This is a genomic window from Plesiomonas sp., from assembly GCF_051652165.1.
In the GTDB taxonomy this organism is placed as follows: Bacteria; Pseudomonadota; Gammaproteobacteria; order Enterobacterales; family CAMTGL01; genus Plesiomonas.
In genome coordinates, this window is record NZ_JBOFTR010000016.1 from 93,240 (window position 1) to 110,164 (window position 16,925).

Sequence of the window (16,925 nt, forward strand, 5' to 3'; positions counted from 1 at the left end):
TGCCCGTATTAATAACGGGCACTGATGCTAATCATGATTTCGATTACGGCAGATAAGTTTCACACTTAGCGGTTGCATGTTAGAGAAAGCGAACAATAGCAAACCACATAACACACATTATATATCTGTCTTAAATACTTTATTGTATAGACCTCGGTTTTACATATCTCACGTCTTACGTATATATCTGTTAAATATCAAATTGTAAAACATGCTCCTCTTGCGGCTCTTTCCAGATAGCCTCTTTGATATCACTGATGCTTAAACTTGAATTACAAATTTGTAAAAAACTCAGCACATAAGCGCGCTGATATTGCGCCCTTCTTACTGCCAACCATGCGGTATTCGGTGCAAAAAGATGACTAGCATTGAGTTGTACCAAATCAGTATCTTTGCGTGCATCAAACGCCATCGAGGCCATAATGCCCACGCCCATATCCAGCTCTACATATGTTTTTATCACATCAGCATCTTGCGCACTCAACACAACATCGGGTGTAAATCCAGCCTTTTGGAAAGCGCTATCGATACGAGAACGACCGGTTAACCCCGGATAATAGGTAATCAGCGGATACGCTGAGAGCAGCTCATAAGTTAGAATAGGTGTATGAACCAACGGATGGTTTTTAGGCACTACAACCGAATGATGCCAGTGATAATATTCAAAGCAGACCAAATCTGGGTGCTCATTAATTCGTTCACTAGCAATACCAACATCAACTTCACCACTGAGCAGCAATGACACTATCTCATCGGGGCTGGCCTGATTGACTCCTAGCTGTACTTTGGGAAACAGCGGCCGAAACTCTTTTATCACGCCCGGTAATGAAAACCGCGCCTGTGTATGGGTGGTGGCAACCCGCAAATAACCGCTGTCCGTTGCCGAATACGATGATGCTAAACGCCGGATATTTCCAGCATCGGTCAGCATTCGTTCGACAATTACTAGCAGCTCCTTCCCAGGGTCGGTCATCCCCAGCAGCCTTTTACCACGCCGAATGAAAATTTCAATGCCCAGCTCTTCCTCAAGATCTTTGATATGCCGACTCACACCTGACTGTGACGTAAACAGTGAGTTTGCGACCTCAGTCAGGTTGTAATTACGTCTGGCAGCTTCACGGATGATCCTGAGTTGCTGGAAATTCATGCGGCGCGTTCTCCTTGTTTCGCGGTATGGGGTTTGGTTTGTTCAGCCGTAATGACTGACGGATAAACATGTGCACGCTGCGGGCAGAGGCGCACCTGTTTTCCTACTGTCAAACCAAGTTGGGCAATCTGTTCGCGGTTCATATCTACTTCTACCACGGCATTTTTCCCCGTATTTTCGGTAATAAATTCAACCCGAATACCGGAACCTAAACGCAGTAAGCGCACCACTTTGGCCGGTGTACCTACATTAACATTAGCCGGTAAGACCTCAATATCTTGCGGACGCACATAAGCGATTGCATCACTGCCTGATAATGTACTTACACTGTTGGATATCGGTAAAATATGCCCGTGAAAATGGATATTATCACCGTTAACCTGACCTTGCAGTAAGTTCACTGTTCCCAAAAATTGATGTACGAATGGCGTCGCCGGTGACTCATACACATCATCTGGTGTGCCAATCTGCTCTACCTGCCCTTTATTCATCACCACAATGCGATCAGCCACTTCAAGCGCCTCTTCTTGATCATGGGTGACAAACAAACTGGTTACATGCAGTTCGTTATGCAGTTCACGCAACCAGCGACGTAACTCTTTACGAACCTGCGCATCTAACGCACCGAACGGTTCATCAAGCAGCAACACCTGCGGCTCAACGGCCAGTGTACGAGCCAGCGCCACACGCTGACGTTGGCCACCAGAGAGTTCACTCGGAAAACGCTGTGCCAGATGGCCAAGATGCACTAACTCTAAGAGCGTTAACACTTTCTGCCGAATTGTCGCTTCATTAGGGCGCAAATGGCGCGGTTTTACACGCAAACCAAACGCAACGTTTTCAAATACTGACATGTGCCGGAACAGTGCATAGTGCTGGAAAACAAAACCGACTTTACGATCACGGGCTGACAGTGCCGATACATCCTGCCCATTCAGCAGAATTTGCCCCTGATCTTCACGCTCTAATCCTGCAATAATACGCAATAGGGTTGTTTTACCACAGCCTGATGGCCCAAGTAACGCGGCCAATTCACCGGAGCGAAAGGTCAGGTTGATATCATGCAAGGTGGCAAAGCCGTTAAATGCTTTTTGGATATGTTTGACTTCAACACTCATGATTCAACTCCTTGAGACAAGATGTGATTTTTTTGGCGTTCACGCATTTTATCAATCAGGGTTTCGGCTAATAAGGTAATCAGGCCGAAGCTGGCAAGCAAGCTGGCAACCGCAAACGCTGCAGCAAATTGGTATTCGTTGTACAAAATTTCAATGTGCAGCGGCATGGTATTGGTTTGCCCGCGAATGTGGCCAGAGACCACAGACACTGCACCAAACTCGCCGACCGCTCGTGCAGTACAGAGCAACACACCGTACAGCAAACTTAACCGGATACTCGGCAGAGTCACCCGCCAGAAGGTTGTCCAACCGCTTGCACCGAGCATAATAGAGGCCTCTTCTTCCTCTACCCCCTGAGATTGCAGTAGCGGAAGTACTTCACGCGCCACAAACGGGACGGTAATAAAGGTGGTCGCCAACACAATGCCCGGTGTTGAGAAGATAATTTTGATATCAAATGCTTCCAGCCACTCGCCAAACCAACCGTTACTGCCAAACAGCATGACAAACATTAATCCAGCAACAACGGGTGATACTGAAAACGGTAAGTCAATCAAGGTAAGTAGAGCTTCACGGCCGCGAAATTTAAACCGTGCAATGGCCCATGCAGCACACACGCCAAAAACAATATTTAACGGCACTGACAGCAGGCTAACCGTCAACGTTAACCAGAGTGCCGAAAGTGCATCGCTGTCACTGAGGGCGGATAGGTAGGTATCCAACCCTTTACTGAATGCTGAAAGAAAGATAACGATGACCGGAATCACTAAAATCAGTGTAAACCAGCTCAAACCCAATGCGATTAAGCTATAGCGAACCCAAGAGCGCTCTGTTTGCTGCCGGCTCATAGTCTATCCTCTTTAATTCCTTTACGGCTCCATGCGTGTAGCTGGTTAATCAGCAGCAGCAGTAAGAATGATACACCCAGCATCACCACAGCGATGGCGCTTGCACCAGCATAGTCATACTCTTCGAGATGGCTCATGATCATCAATGGAGCAATTTCTGACACCATCGGAATATTGCCCGCAATAAAAATGACCGAGCCATACTCACCAATGGCACGCGCAAACGCCAAGGTAAAACCGGTAATAATTGCGGGTAATAAGGCAGGAAAAATAACCCGTGAGAATATCTGCCAGCGATCAGCACCTAAACAGGAAGCAGCCTCTTCTAGCATATTTTCATGCTCACGGAGCACAGGTTGCAGTGTGCGTACCACAAAAGGCAGGCCAATAAAAATCAGCGCAATCACGATGCCGGTTGGATTAAATACCATTTTGATGCCATAAGGTGCTAACCAGTGGCCAATAACTCCGTTACCCGCAAACACGGCGGTCAACGCAATGCCTGAAACGGCAGTGGGCATTGCAAAGGGTAAATCGATCAAGGCATCAACCCAACGGCGACCGGGAAATTCATAACGAACCAAAATCCACGCAAGTAACACGCCAAAGACAGTATTGATCAAGGCGGCAATTAAGGCGGCAAAAAAGCTCAATTTATAGGATGCAATAACCCGTGGCTGGGTCACGATGTGCCAAAAATCAGTTAATGATAAATGGGTAAAACTGTACAGTACCAGTGCTGACAGCGGTAGTAACACCACTAAGCCCAGATAAACTAAGGTAAAACCAAGTGTAGGCCCCATCCCTGGGATTACGCTAAAAGAGCGAACTGCCATTGTATCCCCCACTGATTCGTTTGTTACTACAGCCTTAATGCTATAGCCAAACCGTTGAAATAGATTGCTAATGCATACTATCTCGCGTTCATCGAGCAGGGTAAAATAAGGAAAAGAGCTTTCTTATGCTTGTTTTTTGCTAACGCGATACTGGTCATGTTTTTTTGAGTATTTTCAGTAACGCTATAAATTATGACGAAATACTATAAGTGCTGCAGCTCAATATTTAGCACACTTCAATTACCAGTCTGAAAAACTTGCTTTCAATACTCTTATCTCCAATGTGATACATCATGATTAAAAAATAGCACAACATAAACGCCCATTTCATAGTCATACATCAAGAAGATATTCAAAACATAAGGCTATTCATTGTGCAATCATATTTTATACTGTAACGCACTATTATTTATTACAATGTATTTAATAACGAAAGGCAAGACCAGAGATGCTTCTCATCGTAGCACTGAACTTCCCTGATAATCCTGATAATATTGACCAGGATGATAGTGGCATTAGATTTTTATCTATTACTCTATTATCAAGACCGATGGCCTGACTAAAATCCGTCCCATCTATAAATACTTCACAGAAAATCGTATCAGTGAAATTAGCGCCATCAACCCTTACACCCGACAACTGAGTATTATTAAATATCGAACCAGTAAAGTTATTACATCTAATGTCTGCAGGATTAGAGATATCGAATCCTAAAGGTGAATACATATTCTTTGTTATTTTTGAAAAAGATGCACGTGTGAAATCAGCCTTACTGAAGTCTATATTTCTAAAATCAACCCCATGAAATATTGTATCTCCCGCTATAACTCCTTCCATCTTGGTGTTATGAATAATTGACTTAGTGAAAATAGAGTTAGTTATATTAGCAGTACTAAGATTTGAATTATTTATAATGCATCCTCTCATGTCGGAATTACGCACCCCCGCACCGTCAAGTGTTGTTTCATCTATATACACCCCCTTCATTTTTGTATTGTTTAACTTCGCACCAGATAAAATAACTTTATATGAACGCGCCCCTTCTAAATTAGCAAAATTTAAATTAGCAAAACTAAGATTAACATTGTGCAATGTGGTATTACTCAGATCTACACCGCGCATATCAGCTTTAGTTAAATCTACATTGCTTAAGTCAGATTGGGTTAAATCTAGTTGATATAAGTCAAGCCCCTCCTCTTCTGTTAATATAGCGGTTGATTGCGGTATCTTACATCGTGTTCTTAACTGTAAAGCATCACATATTTTTTTATAACTATCTTCATTAATCATGACTTGCTGAGGCTCTTCATTATTGCTTTTCACCTCAATCTTTATGTTATCTTTATTATCAGCAAGATCCAACTTTGTAAAAGTTACATTGCAGCCATGAATATCAAAAGAGACTTTATCTGTTAGATTTAATTGTTCTACATTTCCCTCTGCTTTTTTTCTGTTTTCCTCTAATGCATTAGCCAGTGCATTGACCAATTCTTGATACTTATTCTCATTATTTTTTCGTAAATAACCAAACGTAAAAAAATTAACGATATATTGCAACACACCTTTAGGCGAGTTAACTCTATTTGCAGCATCACGAGTCCCCAAACTTGTTATTGATTCGGCCATATTAGCTACATCAGTACTGGATAAATTAGAATTGATTGTACTCATTTTATTCCCTTGTCAATTAGAGTAGACAGTAGACGTTGAGAAGGAAGTAAGTGTACTAACACATGGATTTTAGACTATCCGATAAATTATGTATATTTTTGTACTCGCCACAATTATTGCCATTAATCAATTATCATTATTAATCAACGTCTGTGACGAGTAATCCACCAATGTGAAATGTGGTTGTAGTAATAGTGTGTATATTCCCTTCCCTTAAGGCACTTTCAGTATATATCCACTTAAAATACCGTAAAATATCAGTTATTATTTACTGTCCAGGCTGATAAATTTGGTCAAATATGCCACCCTGTGCAAAATGCGTTTGCTGGGCTTGTGACCAATCTCCAAACAGATCACGAACAGTAAATAGCGTTAACTGGCCAAACTGATTGGCATATTGTGCTGCTATTTTTGGATCTGTTGGGCGATAGAAATTTTTCGCTGCAATAGTCTGTGCTTCAGGTGAATACAGATACGCTAAATACTCTTTAGCAACAGCCTGAGTACCCCGCTTATTGACCACTTTATCAACCACTGCCACTGGCGGTTCGGCCAAAATAGAGACAGAAGGCGTGATAATATCAAACTTATCCGCACCCAGCTCTTTGAGCACTAAATGCGCTTCATTTTCCCATGTAATCAGCACATCGCCGATATCACGCTCAACAAATGTGGTGGTTGCCCCACGCGCACCGGAATCCAGCACTTTCACATTACGGTACAATTTACCCACAAACTCTTGTGCTGCCGTTGCCGAGTTCTGATTTTGTTTTAATCCATACCCCCACGCTGCCAAATAGTTCCAGCGAGCACCGCCTGAGGTTTTGGGGTTTGGCGTGATCACCTCAACATCTTGACGGATCAGATCGTTCCAGTCTTTTATCTGTTTTGGGTTACCTTTTCGCACTAAAAACACAATCGTTGAATTAAAAGGCGTTGCATGGTGTGCATAGGCCTCTGCCCAAGCAGGATTAACACGGCCTTTTTTCGCAATAGTATCAATATCATATGCCAAAGCCAGTGTCACTACATCGGCTTCAAGCCCATCAATCACCGCGCGAGCCTGCTTACCTGAACCACCGTGAGATTGCTTTATTACCACATCATCACCGTGTAACTTTTTCCAATGTTCAGAAAAAAGTGGATTATATTCAGCAAACAGTTCACGGGTAGGGTCATACGAGGCATTCAGCAACGTAATTTCAGCCGCCTGTGCATTCAGAGCTAATAATGTTGCTGTCGCCGTAGCCGTAATCCATGAATATGTACGTAAAGTCATTCGGTAACTCCTGTAATTGATGAACGCTCATGTCCATTAGCACTGTTATTAATACTGTTTTAATCGGAATGACTGTATTTCGAAACAAATAAAAGTGACTATCGATAGCAGAAAAAAACATGTTGTTATGGATAGATCTCAATAGGCGTTCCCGGTTCAATTGAACGCCATATCTCATCCATGTCATGGTTAAGTACCGCAATACAACCGTTTGTCCAGTTCGAGCTCTGAACGCGGCTACTTTGTACCGCATTTGGTTGGCCATGGATCATGAGCATATCACCCGGATTTACTCCACTCGCTTGCGCTCGTTCAATATCATTGAGATTAGGATAAGAGATATGAATTGCTTTGTAGTATTGAGAATCATCTTTTTTATAATCAAGCAGATATCGCCCCTCAGGGGTACGGTTATCTCCACGCATCACTTTGTGTCCCACCGGATTTGCACCCAATGCAATCCAAAAGCTTTTAATCTCTTCGCCATTACGTAAAAGTGATAACCGATATTGTGATTTTTTTACTACGACTAAATCTGCTTTTGGTGGCTCTTGCACAAGACTAGCTGTAGCAGATAGCGTAAAAAAAGCCCCTGAAAATGCAATGCTACATACCCATAACCATGATTTTGGTACAACAAAAAACTGACACATGATCTACTCTTATTTTAAGTCACTTATAATAACCCACACAGCATTACACACTAATAAGCATATGACTCTACAATAAATATTTATTGGGAATAGTACTTGTTAACACCAGTGAGCTGCTCATTTTCAGCGTATAATAAACAGCCAATAAAAACTTGCAATCACTTGTTTCATGACAATTTGAATTGTTATTTTGTCTGATAAATCACTTCACTTTTTTCTTCACTCAACAATAAAAAATCTTCCTATCCAAGGTGTGATACTGATCATAATGAAAGGAAAAAAGGCAAGAGATACGGAAGGATATTCAGTAGTATTTCGCAAAATAGTGCGAATAAACAAAACATAAATATCTTTATATATGGCTACCGAAATCATAATCACTTTTTGACTGATTTTAACAGATAACCGGACAACGCTATGACAACCTATACTTTTCCTGAAGGCTTTATCTGGGGCTCGGCAACCGCTGCGCTACAAATTGAAGGCGCGGCCCGTGAAGAAGGGCGCGGATTATCGCAGTGGGATGTTTTCTGCCATGAGCACCCAGAGCGTATCTATCAACAAGCCAACCCTGATGTTGCCTGCGATCACTACCATCGCTACCGCGATGATGTGCGCCTGATGAAAGAGATTGGCCACAATGGTTACCGTTTATCAATCAGCTGGCCACGCCTAATACCGACAGAAGATGGTCAGATTAACCCACAGGGTGTTGAGTTTTATAACAACCTGTTTGATGCACTGCTGGCAGAAGGTATTGAACCGAATGTCACGCTCTACCACTGGGATCTTCCGGTATGGCTGGCCGATAACGGTGGCTGGGAAAATCCTAAAACGCTTGATGCCTACCTGCATTTTGCCAAAACCTGCTTTACCCTGTTTGGCGATCGCGTTAAACGCTGGGCAACCTTTAATGAACCGGCCTGGACGACACTCAATGGCTATGTCACCGCACTGCATCCGCCCTGCAAGCATGACTATCGTGCCGCCATTCAAGTTGCCCACCATTTTGTACTGGCCCATGCGCGTGCAGTAAAACTGTTTCGTGCGCTTAATACCGGTGGTGAAATTGGTTTGGTGCTGAATATGTCAACCGTGTATCCGGCAACTGACAAACCCGAAGATATTGCTGCGGCAAATTTAGCTGACGGCATGTTAAACCGCTGGTTTATTGATCCGGCTCTGCTAGGGCTTTATCCGCAAGATGTGGTCGATTTTTATCAGCAACATAATCTGCTGCCTGAATGGGATGAGCAGCAATTACGTGATATTTCCGAAACAAAAATTGATTTTATCGGCGTTAATTACTACTACCCGCACTATGCCACTGCCGATGCAACAGATACCGAGTTCCACATTAACAACTCAGGCAATAACAGTGATGACTGCAAATTCTCTATTGCCGGAGTGGTTCGCTTTGTCAAAAATCCACACGGAAAATACACTGACTGGGGCTGGGAAATTGCACCGCAAGCAATGTATGACTTGCTGCAACGAGCACATGAGTATGCCCCCGGCATTCCGGTTTATGTCACCGAAAACGGTATCGGCATGCAAGATCAGCTTAATGCCGACGGTTCGGTTGATGATGATGGCCGTATTGATTTTGTCCGCGAGCACCTCAAAGTCATTCATCAGGCTGTAAATGATGGCATTAATGTCCGTGGTTACTATATGTGGTCATTAATGGATAACTTTTCGTGGATCAACGGCTTTAAAAAACGTTATGGCTTTTTGTATATTGATTGGGAAACACAGCAGCGTTACAAGAAAAAATCAGCTTACTGGTATGCTGAGGTTGCTGCAAAAAATGGTTTTGATGAATAACCAAAACAGGTATACGCGCAGTATCTATTGATGCTCATTGAGCTTATTGAATAGTACATTATCGGGGGTACAGCGAAGTCTGTGCCCTTTTTTATAACGCTGTGCTGTTGAGTAATACAGATATAAAATTAATCTATTTATGGGATGGAGGATACAAGACAAAGACAAAATACTTTTGAAGGGATAAAACACCAACCCCAGAAACGGGTGGAGGCTCTACCAGCCACATCCCGGCACTCGATTTCTACGCCTTGGCTGCTTCCTTCCGGATCTGACCAGGTCGACATAGTATCAATGCGGGAGGACCAATAGAGCCTCCATTGACAAACTTTCACTTGTAATCCCGTGAAAGCGCGGCAATTATCAGGGATACTGCCGTAGAATGCAATAGCTAAACCGTTCAGGTGATGTTTTCTTGTGCAGAGCTTATCAATAAATGTTTTATTGTTAACTCAATGAGTCATAAAGGTTACTTACTTATGACACCCACTTTTAATACCCCTCTTTTTCCACATTCTCAATAACACTGTCTTATGTGTGCAAGTTGATATATTAATTTCGATGTTTTAGCCCTAACCACAGTTAATGCTATGCTTCTAATCTTCTACTCTGTATACACAATTGGCCATTAACACATCAATACCACAGAGTATTGAGTTATACATTTTGAGGTTATTTATGAGTGACGTATTGGCAGGATTACTGCAGCTTCTGCATCTAGAAAAAATTGAAGAGGGTATTTTTCGAGGTCAAAGCCAAGATTTAGGCTTACGCCAAGTTTTTGGTGGGCAAGTTATTGGACAAGCACTACACGCTGCAAAACAAACCATTGACCCTGAGCGATCAGTACACTCTTTCCACAGCTATTTTTTACTGCCCGGTGATAGCCATAAGCCGATTGTGTACGACGTTGAAATTTTGCGTGAAGGCCGTAGTTTCAGTACCCGCCGTGTCAGCGCGATTCAAAATGGTCGCCCTATTTTTTATCTCACTGCCTCTTTCCAGCTTCATGAAGAGGGTTTTGAACATCAAGATACTATGCCGGTTGTTCCACAACCTGAAACGCTAGAGTCTGAATTAGAGATTGCACGTAAAATGGCACATCTTCTGCCCGCTTCGGTAAAAGAGAAATTTCTGTGTGAACGCCCGATTGAGATGCGTCCAGTTAAATTCAGCAATCCACTGAAAGGGAAAGTTGATCTACCTACGCGTTATGTTTGGTTTAAAGCAAATGGTAGTATGCCCGATGACCTGCGAGTACACCAATATCTGCTAGCCTACGCGTCTGATTTTAACTTCTTGCCTACTGCATTACAGCCACACGGTAAGGGTTTTTTAGAAGCTGATATGCAAGTTGCAACCATTGATCACGCTATGTGGTTTCACCGCCCTTTCCGTATGGATGATTGGCTTTTATATGCGGTTGAAAGCCCGTCGGCATCAGGTGCACGTGGTCTTGTACGTGGCCATGTATTTACGCGTGATGGGAAATTAGTTGCTACAACGGCACAAGAAGGGTTAATTCGCCAACGTCAGTAATTGTTTTTGTTTTTTATAGCATAAAGCCAGACAAGAGTCTGGCTTTATGTATAAACGTGGTATTTAAAAAAATGAGTGAATATAATATATTTTAACCCCTCTTTATTTTTTGTTTTATTTTTTCGATTGTTTTCATACAATAACCACGCTCTTGAATATCGTTATGCTCTTTTTTCATTATTGAATTTGAATTAAAAAAATCATTTTTGCAATTACGCAAATCTATTGGATAAAAAACCTGTTCATTGTCATCCCATCTCACATTATCATCATGAAGATCATCATGTATAATATCGAGATTATTCAATTTTTCTAACATATCCACAAAACGCTCGACAGCATCATACGGAAGAGTACCTAAAGGAACATCTCTTAAGTTCTGACCTGGAACTCTATACATTCTTATGTAATACCCCTCATTATCATCTACAAATAGTTTTGAGGCATCATAACTTCCATAGTACCGACAAAACAGTAACGATTCAGAGTGTATATCGGGCTCATCTGAAGCAAAAGAAAACTTTGGGTTATACCTATTTTCATTTATTACTTTTATCACATAGCTTGGATCATCATGATCCACGAACACTTCACCATACGCACCATCACCTAAAAAATCACCTAACGTTAATCTTACTCTCACTCTATCATCAGGAGAAAATACCTCGATACATGTCTTACCATTAGGTATATTATTTTCAAGTGTGCTTCCAATTCTAAATTTTTCTGCCCATGCAGGAGGAACACCCGAGCTTTCAAGATCTAATGCAAATGTATAAGCATTACACAAACTATTCTCAGGAAATAAATATTTTGATAATAACTGCTTTGCGCTTATAGAAGATAATCCACACTGTTCAGTTAAAATACACTCAGCAGTATCTCTCTTTCGTATAACATTCACTTGATGATTTAAATAATTAACACTTCCCTTAGTGTTAGAAAGTGATTTCTTATTTGTTTTTTTAATTCTGCTCTTTAGAAAATTAATTTCACCCAATCCCAATGATAAAGATCTCACTGATTTTATATTGCCAGCAATGCCACGAAGATCTAAATTACAATTTACATTAAGGACATTTTGTTTCTCTATGTTCTCTATGGGAAAGCTTCTTGTGCTTCCATAAATAGGCATATCAATTAATGGCATTATTAATTCCTTATAGAGATAGTTTACACAAGTGTCATTACCTTCTAAAACAAAATTTATACACCCAGTAACTTATGCAAGGCTAAATAACCTAAGTACCCTTATTTAATTTTATCTGTTTTATAAAAAAGATAACTCCGTAACACAACGGAGTTATCTTTTGCATTATAGTACATTAGATTATCCTTATTTTTTATCATGCACATCAACCTCAGTTTAGGGAAATGGATATGCTTTCACTCAGTGGAGCTTTACTCGGTTTAGCTGGTGGCGCAATAATCGGTTTATCGGCTCTGTTACTGCTTAAAAGTACAGGCCGTATTGCAGGTATTAGTGGCATTCTCACCGGATTGCTTCATCCCAATAAAGAGTGGTTTTGGCGTATTCTTTTTGTTCTGGGAATGGCTGTAGGTGCGCTGTATACCGCAAACCTGATGGGCATCACATTAGGCTCAACCGTTAACGCTCCCTTACCCCTCATTGTGGTTGCTGGATTATTGGTAGGGTTTGGTGCAAAGCTGGGAAATGGCTGTACCAGTGGGCACGGTATTTGTGGGATGGGGCGTTTGTCAGTGCGATCTATCATTGCAACTTGCACGTTTATGGCCACTGGGTTCATTACGGTCTATCTACTGCGGCATATTTTTGCTGGCTAACAGCCTGTGAGTAATAGATACATACCTAATGAAGCACAATAACCAAACAAATCCGTGAATTAAATAGACTGAAATACCCGCTAAATACAGGGAGAGAGAAGATGCGCTATCTGTTTAGCCTTATCTGTGGCGTGCTGTTTGGCAGTGGATTAACCGTTTCGGGTATGAATAATCCGGCCAAAGTACAAGACTTTTTGGATATTACCGGCAACTGGGATCCGACACTGGCATTTGTCATGTTTGGTGCACTTGCCGTTTTCTCTACCGGCTATTTTCGCTGGGTAAAGCCTTGTTCAACCGCAGTTTGCGGTGATCCGCTTCCTGATACTGCCAGTAAAAAAATCACGTTACGCTTAGTCTGCGGAGCGGCTATTTTTGGTGTTGGTTGGGGGTTAGCGGGGATCTGCCCAGGCCCTGCGATTACCTTACTTGTCGAGCCTTCCTTACCTACAGTGCTGTTTTTTTCTGCGTTGGTCATCGGGTTATGGCTAGGTGACAAGGCCACAAATAGCTTGGTAAAGGAGAGTACCCCAAAAGGTTAATTTTTGATTTTTTTCACTATTATCATTATCAGCTATTACCAATGTTTACCGATACGCTACCCAAGGGTGAAAACCCCTCTGAACGGGTAGAGTATCGGTATAAAACACTATCTTGCTTTTTGCTGCAACAACTGATCGGTGACTTGCTGAAGTTGCCACATCTGCGCATATCGCCCCTGCTGCTGTAACAATGCAGCATGCTTACCCTGTTCAGCAATATTGCCTCGGTGTAGTACCACGATTTGATCGGCATCTACAATGGTGGATAAACGGTGCGCAATCACAATCAGTGTTGTAGAGCGGCGTACCCGTGCTAATGCCGTTTGAATTGATCTCTCTGTGCCGGAGTCAATATTTGCCGTAGCCTCATCAAGAATCAGCACTTTTGGCTGCTGTACTAGCACTCGCGCAAGAGCGAGGAGCTGTTTTTGCCCCACAGAGAGGTTATTGCCCTGCTCACCAAACAAGGTGTGCAACCCTTGTGGTAACGCACTAACCAATTCAGCCAGTTCAACTTGCTTTAATACCGCCCAAACAGCCTCTTCACTCACTTCGCGCCCCAGCGCAACGTTGTCATACACAGTCGCTGCCAGTACTACGGGGTCTTGCTGCACCATAGCAATATCATGACGCAAAACATCATGCGATAGTGTTGATAAAGGTTGTCCACCCAGTAAAATTTGCCCCTCTTGTACTGGATAGTAGCCCATCAACAGGCTTGCTAACGTACTTTTTCCGCTACCTGTATGACCGACTAATGCCAGAAAACCTCGGTCAGGCACATTCAGTGTAATCTGCTGCAAAACCGGCTCTGCAACATGATAAGCAAAACTGAGGTTACGCACTTCCACACGGCCATCAGCCAGTGGCTGGATGCTGACACCGTAGTGCTGTGCCGGCGCATCCATTAACGTGAAAATACGCTCTCCGGCAACAATGGCTTGTTGCAGCATAGATTGTTGTGACGTCAGCTCGATCAACGGCTCATTTAAGCGGCCAAGATAGCTAATAAATGCGTACAACACGCCGACACCAATGCTGCCGGTGGCTGAAAACCCGAATACCAGCAACAATCCACTCAGTACCGAGGCTGAAATCAGGCTCAGTAATGGGCGCAGTAAGAAGGCATCTAACCGCAAAGCCTGCATTCTTGCACGGTAATGTGCCTGACTTTCTGCCGAAAGCTTTTCGCCCATTCGCGCTTCTTGCCGCATTTGCTGGATCACACTGATACCGCTGATCGTTTCATTAAAACCATCATTAATTCCGGCCAGTAAACTACGCACTTTACGCACTATCGGAATACTGCGTTTTTGATACAGGCTCATCACAGTCAGCACGGCAGGAAACATGACCATTGCGACCAGCGTCATCTTCCAGTTGAGCACAAACATCGCCACCAGCATGGTGCTGATCAAGGCAATATTACGCAATGCTGTTACCAATACTGTCACATACAGGTCTTTCACAACCTCGGTATCATTGGTCACTTTTGAGATCAGTTGCCCTACCGGTTGAGTATCAAACGCACTTAACGGCTGGCGGATGGCTGCCTGAAACACCTCACAGCGCACCTGCTGAACCACGTTCAATGCAACATGGTTGAAACGCAGCGCCTGAAAATAGTGCAGTGTTCCGGCACCAAATTGTAAACACAAAAATCCGACCACCAGCCCAACAACAGGCCACAGTGGAAGATAGCGCTGAGAAAGAAAATGGTCGATAAAAAAACTGACCAATAATGGGCCACCCACTTCGGCTATCGAAGCTAACCACAGCATTAAGGTAGCAATAATAATATCTTTCTTATGTGCCTTACCGTAGCGCAGTAAACGCTTCAACGTTGGCCACTGTTCACGCAGGTTCAACATTGTTCACTCCATCATCCTGCTCTAAGGCTTGTTCTAGCTGTTGATATTGGTACATATCCTGATACCACCCAGACTGGTGGCGAAGTGCATCATGTTTGCCGCGCTGAATAATACGCCCTTGTTGCAGAACCACAATTTCATCGGCCTCTGCCAGCGCAGATAGTCGGTGAGCAGCCACTAGCATAGTACGGCCTTGTCGCCACTGTTTTAGGTTATACAAAATCCGGTGCTCAGTCTGCCCATCTACTGCAGAGAGTGCATCATCCAGAATCAAGATTTCAGCATCCAGCAGCAGCGCACGTGCAATGGCAATACGCTGTTTTTGCCCGCCAGAGAGCATCACACCACGCTCACCGACTTGCGTTTGATAGCCTTGCGGTAAATGGGCAATATCGTCAGCAACACAAGCAAGCTCTGCTGCCCGCTGAATCTGCGCTAATGTGGACTCTGGGCGACCAAATGCAATATTTTCAGCGATGGTTGCAGAAAACAAAAACGGGGTTTGGCTCACTACGGCCAGCCGTGCACGCCATGCATCCAGTGCAATATCTGTCAGTGGTAGAGCATGAAAAGTGATCTCATTATGTGCCACATCAAACTGCCGCTGCACCAAGGCTAACAAGGTACTTTTACCGGAACCGGTTGCACCGCATAAACCTAAAACCATGCCCGGTGTGACCTGAATATCAATCTGTTGCAGTACTGAATGTGGGTTTTCAGGGTACAAAAATTGCGTAATATTCAGGGATAAAACACCGCGTTCAGTCGGGATCGGCAAATGACCGGCAGTAATATCAATATCCTCTTCCAACAAAGACTGCACACGAACATACGCAGCACTGCCGCGCTCGACAATATTGAACATCCATGCCAGCGCCAACATCGGCCAGATCATCAGACCAAGATACATCACAAAACTGGTCAATTGCCCTAAAGTCAGATGACCATTAACCACCATCCAGCTTCCACCGCCCACGGCCAATAAGTTGGCTGAGGCAATCGCCACATAGATAGTCGGATTAAACTTTGCATCAACACGCGCCACGTGCATATTCCGCTCACTGGCCTGCTGCGCGGTTTGCGCAAAATGCTGCATCTGGCGCGTTTCCAGCCCAAATGCTTTAATCATCCGAATACTGGTCAGTGTCTCTTGCACATTATTATTTAATGATGAAAATGCAGCCTGTGCAGCCCGAAAACGGTGATGTAACTGATCACCATAACGTTTAATCACTGCCGCCATAATCGGCATGGGCAATAATGCAAGTAAAGTGAGTTGCCAGCTTAGTTGGGTACTCATAATAAATAGCACAGCCAGCCCCATCACCATAGAGTCAACCAACGTCAACACACCTTCACCGGCCGCAAATACCACCCGATCAATGTCATTGGTTGCACGAGCCATCAGATCGCCGGTTCTATGCTTAAGGTAAAATCGCCCGTGCTGGCGGCTAAGTTGCCGATAAATATCCTGCCGTAATATCACAGCAAGGCGATATGATGCGCCAAACAGTAGCACTCGCCATACAACCCGTAATAGATATACCGCCAGCGCACAACCTAATAAAACGGCAACAAACCCCAATAAATGCTGCGTGCTCATTTGTTGCCGATCAATTCCATCAACAATATGCCCAACCAGCATCGGGGGTAAAAGCTCTAAAAATGCAATAGAAACCAATAACCCAATTGCACCGATATAGCGTTTCCATTGTTGGCGAAAAAACCAACTGAGTTGCCTAAATAATCCCACAGAAAACCCCGATTTTTTTGTATCAAAAATCAATA

At 43.3% G+C, this 16,925-nt stretch carries 14 protein-coding genes, 1 other RNA gene and 1 pseudogene; 4 read left to right on the forward strand and 12 right to left on the reverse strand.

Going from position 1 to position 16,925, the window contains the following annotated elements; translation table 11 throughout:
• Positions 1-190: 190 nt before the first annotated feature.
• From ACRC53_RS10035 to ACRC53_RS10070, 8 genes and pseudogenes are all read right to left on the reverse strand, one after another.
• On the reverse strand, positions 191-1,147 hold the full coding sequence (locus tag ACRC53_RS10035) for a CysB family HTH-type transcriptional regulator (protein ID WP_438643292.1): 957 nt from the start codon (positions 1,145-1,147) through the stop codon (positions 191-193).
• The gene (locus ACRC53_RS10040; RefSeq protein ID WP_438629931.1) at positions 1,144-1,437 is read right to left on the reverse strand and encodes a TOBE-like domain-containing protein; all 294 of its coding nucleotides are present in this window, start codon (positions 1,435-1,437) and stop codon (positions 1,144-1,146) included. The genes ACRC53_RS10035 and ACRC53_RS10040 overlap by 4 nt, the downstream gene beginning before the upstream one ends.
• Positions 1,420-2,265 (reverse strand): annotated as a pseudogene (locus ACRC53_RS10045) (sulfate/molybdate ABC transporter ATP-binding protein); the annotation flags it as partial. The gene ACRC53_RS10040 and the pseudogene ACRC53_RS10045, both read right to left, overlap by 18 nt.
• Positions 2,262-3,113 carry a sulfate ABC transporter permease subunit CysW gene (gene cysW / locus ACRC53_RS10050; protein WP_438623043.1) on the reverse strand — a complete coding sequence of 284 codons (852 nt, stop codon included), beginning with the start codon at positions 3,111-3,113 and terminating at the stop codon, positions 2,262-2,264. The gene cysW and the pseudogene ACRC53_RS10045, both read right to left, overlap by 4 nt.
• Complete coding sequence (gene cysT, locus ACRC53_RS10055) at positions 3,110-3,949, reverse strand: sulfate ABC transporter permease subunit CysT (RefSeq protein WP_438643293.1); 840 nt, start codon at positions 3,947-3,949, stop codon at positions 3,110-3,112. The genes cysW and cysT overlap by 4 nt, the downstream gene beginning before the upstream one ends.
• Before the next feature lie 423 nt (positions 3,950-4,372).
• Positions 4,373-5,620, reverse strand: coding sequence for a pentapeptide repeat-containing protein (locus tag ACRC53_RS10060; protein WP_438643294.1), 1,248 nt, complete (start codon positions 5,618-5,620; stop codon positions 4,373-4,375).
• 268 nt (positions 5,621-5,888) lie between these two features.
• Positions 5,889-6,899: a sulfate ABC transporter substrate-binding protein gene (locus ACRC53_RS10065; protein WP_438643295.1), complete on the reverse strand. Its 1,011-nt coding sequence runs from the start codon at positions 6,897-6,899 to the stop codon at positions 5,889-5,891.
• A gap of 125 nt (positions 6,900-7,024) precedes the next feature.
• Entirely contained in the window at positions 7,025-7,552 is a 528-nt protein-coding gene (locus tag ACRC53_RS10070; RefSeq protein WP_438643296.1) for a L,D-transpeptidase family protein, read from the reverse strand.
• A 417-nt stretch (positions 7,553-7,969) separates the two neighbouring features.
• Here ACRC53_RS10070 and ACRC53_RS10075 point away from each other — a divergent pair, with 417 nt between their 5' ends.
• On the forward strand, positions 7,970-9,379 hold the full coding sequence (locus tag ACRC53_RS10075; protein ID WP_438643297.1) for a GH1 family beta-glucosidase: 1,410 nt from the start codon (positions 7,970-7,972) through the stop codon (positions 9,377-9,379).
• A 214-nt stretch (positions 9,380-9,593) separates the two neighbouring features.
• On the opposite strand, the gene ffs is transcribed toward ACRC53_RS10075, so the two are convergent.
• Positions 9,594-9,690: signal recognition particle sRNA small type (ffs, locus tag ACRC53_RS10080), an RNA gene on the reverse strand.
• A gap of 367 nt (positions 9,691-10,057) precedes the next feature.
• Between ffs and tesB the strand changes: the two genes are divergently transcribed.
• Positions 10,058-10,918: an acyl-CoA thioesterase II gene (tesB, locus tag ACRC53_RS10085; RefSeq protein ID WP_438643298.1), complete on the forward strand. Its 861-nt coding sequence runs from the start codon at positions 10,058-10,060 to the stop codon at positions 10,916-10,918.
• 91 nt (positions 10,919-11,009) lie between these two features.
• Here tesB and ACRC53_RS10090 read toward each other — a convergent pair whose 3' ends face one another.
• On the reverse strand, positions 11,010-12,068 hold the full coding sequence (locus tag ACRC53_RS10090; protein ID WP_438643299.1) for an OspG family effector kinase: 1,059 nt from the start codon (positions 12,066-12,068) through the stop codon (positions 11,010-11,012).
• A 230-nt stretch (positions 12,069-12,298) separates the two neighbouring features.
• Here ACRC53_RS10090 and ACRC53_RS10095 point away from each other — a divergent pair, with 230 nt between their 5' ends.
• Together ACRC53_RS10095 and ACRC53_RS10100 are read left to right on the forward strand one after the other, a co-directional pair.
• Positions 12,299-12,724, forward strand: coding sequence for a YeeE/YedE family protein (locus ACRC53_RS10095; RefSeq protein ID WP_438643300.1), 426 nt, complete (start codon positions 12,299-12,301; stop codon positions 12,722-12,724).
• 101 nt (positions 12,725-12,825) lie between these two features.
• Positions 12,826-13,266 carry a DUF6691 family protein gene (locus ACRC53_RS10100; protein WP_438643301.1) on the forward strand — a complete coding sequence of 147 codons (441 nt, stop codon included), beginning with the start codon at positions 12,826-12,828 and terminating at the stop codon, positions 13,264-13,266.
• A 107-nt stretch (positions 13,267-13,373) separates the two neighbouring features.
• Here the strand turns inward: ACRC53_RS10100 and ACRC53_RS10105 are convergent, their stop codons facing one another.
• Entirely contained in the window at positions 13,374-15,137 is a 1,764-nt protein-coding gene (locus ACRC53_RS10105; protein ID WP_438643302.1) for a SmdB family multidrug efflux ABC transporter permease/ATP-binding protein, read from the reverse strand.
• On the reverse strand, positions 15,121-16,890 hold the full coding sequence (locus ACRC53_RS10110) for a SmdA family multidrug ABC transporter permease/ATP-binding protein (RefSeq protein WP_438643303.1): 1,770 nt from the start codon (positions 16,888-16,890) through the stop codon (positions 15,121-15,123). Before ACRC53_RS10110 ends, ACRC53_RS10105 begins: the two co-directional genes overlap by 17 nt.
• Positions 16,891-16,925 lie beyond the last annotated feature (35 nt).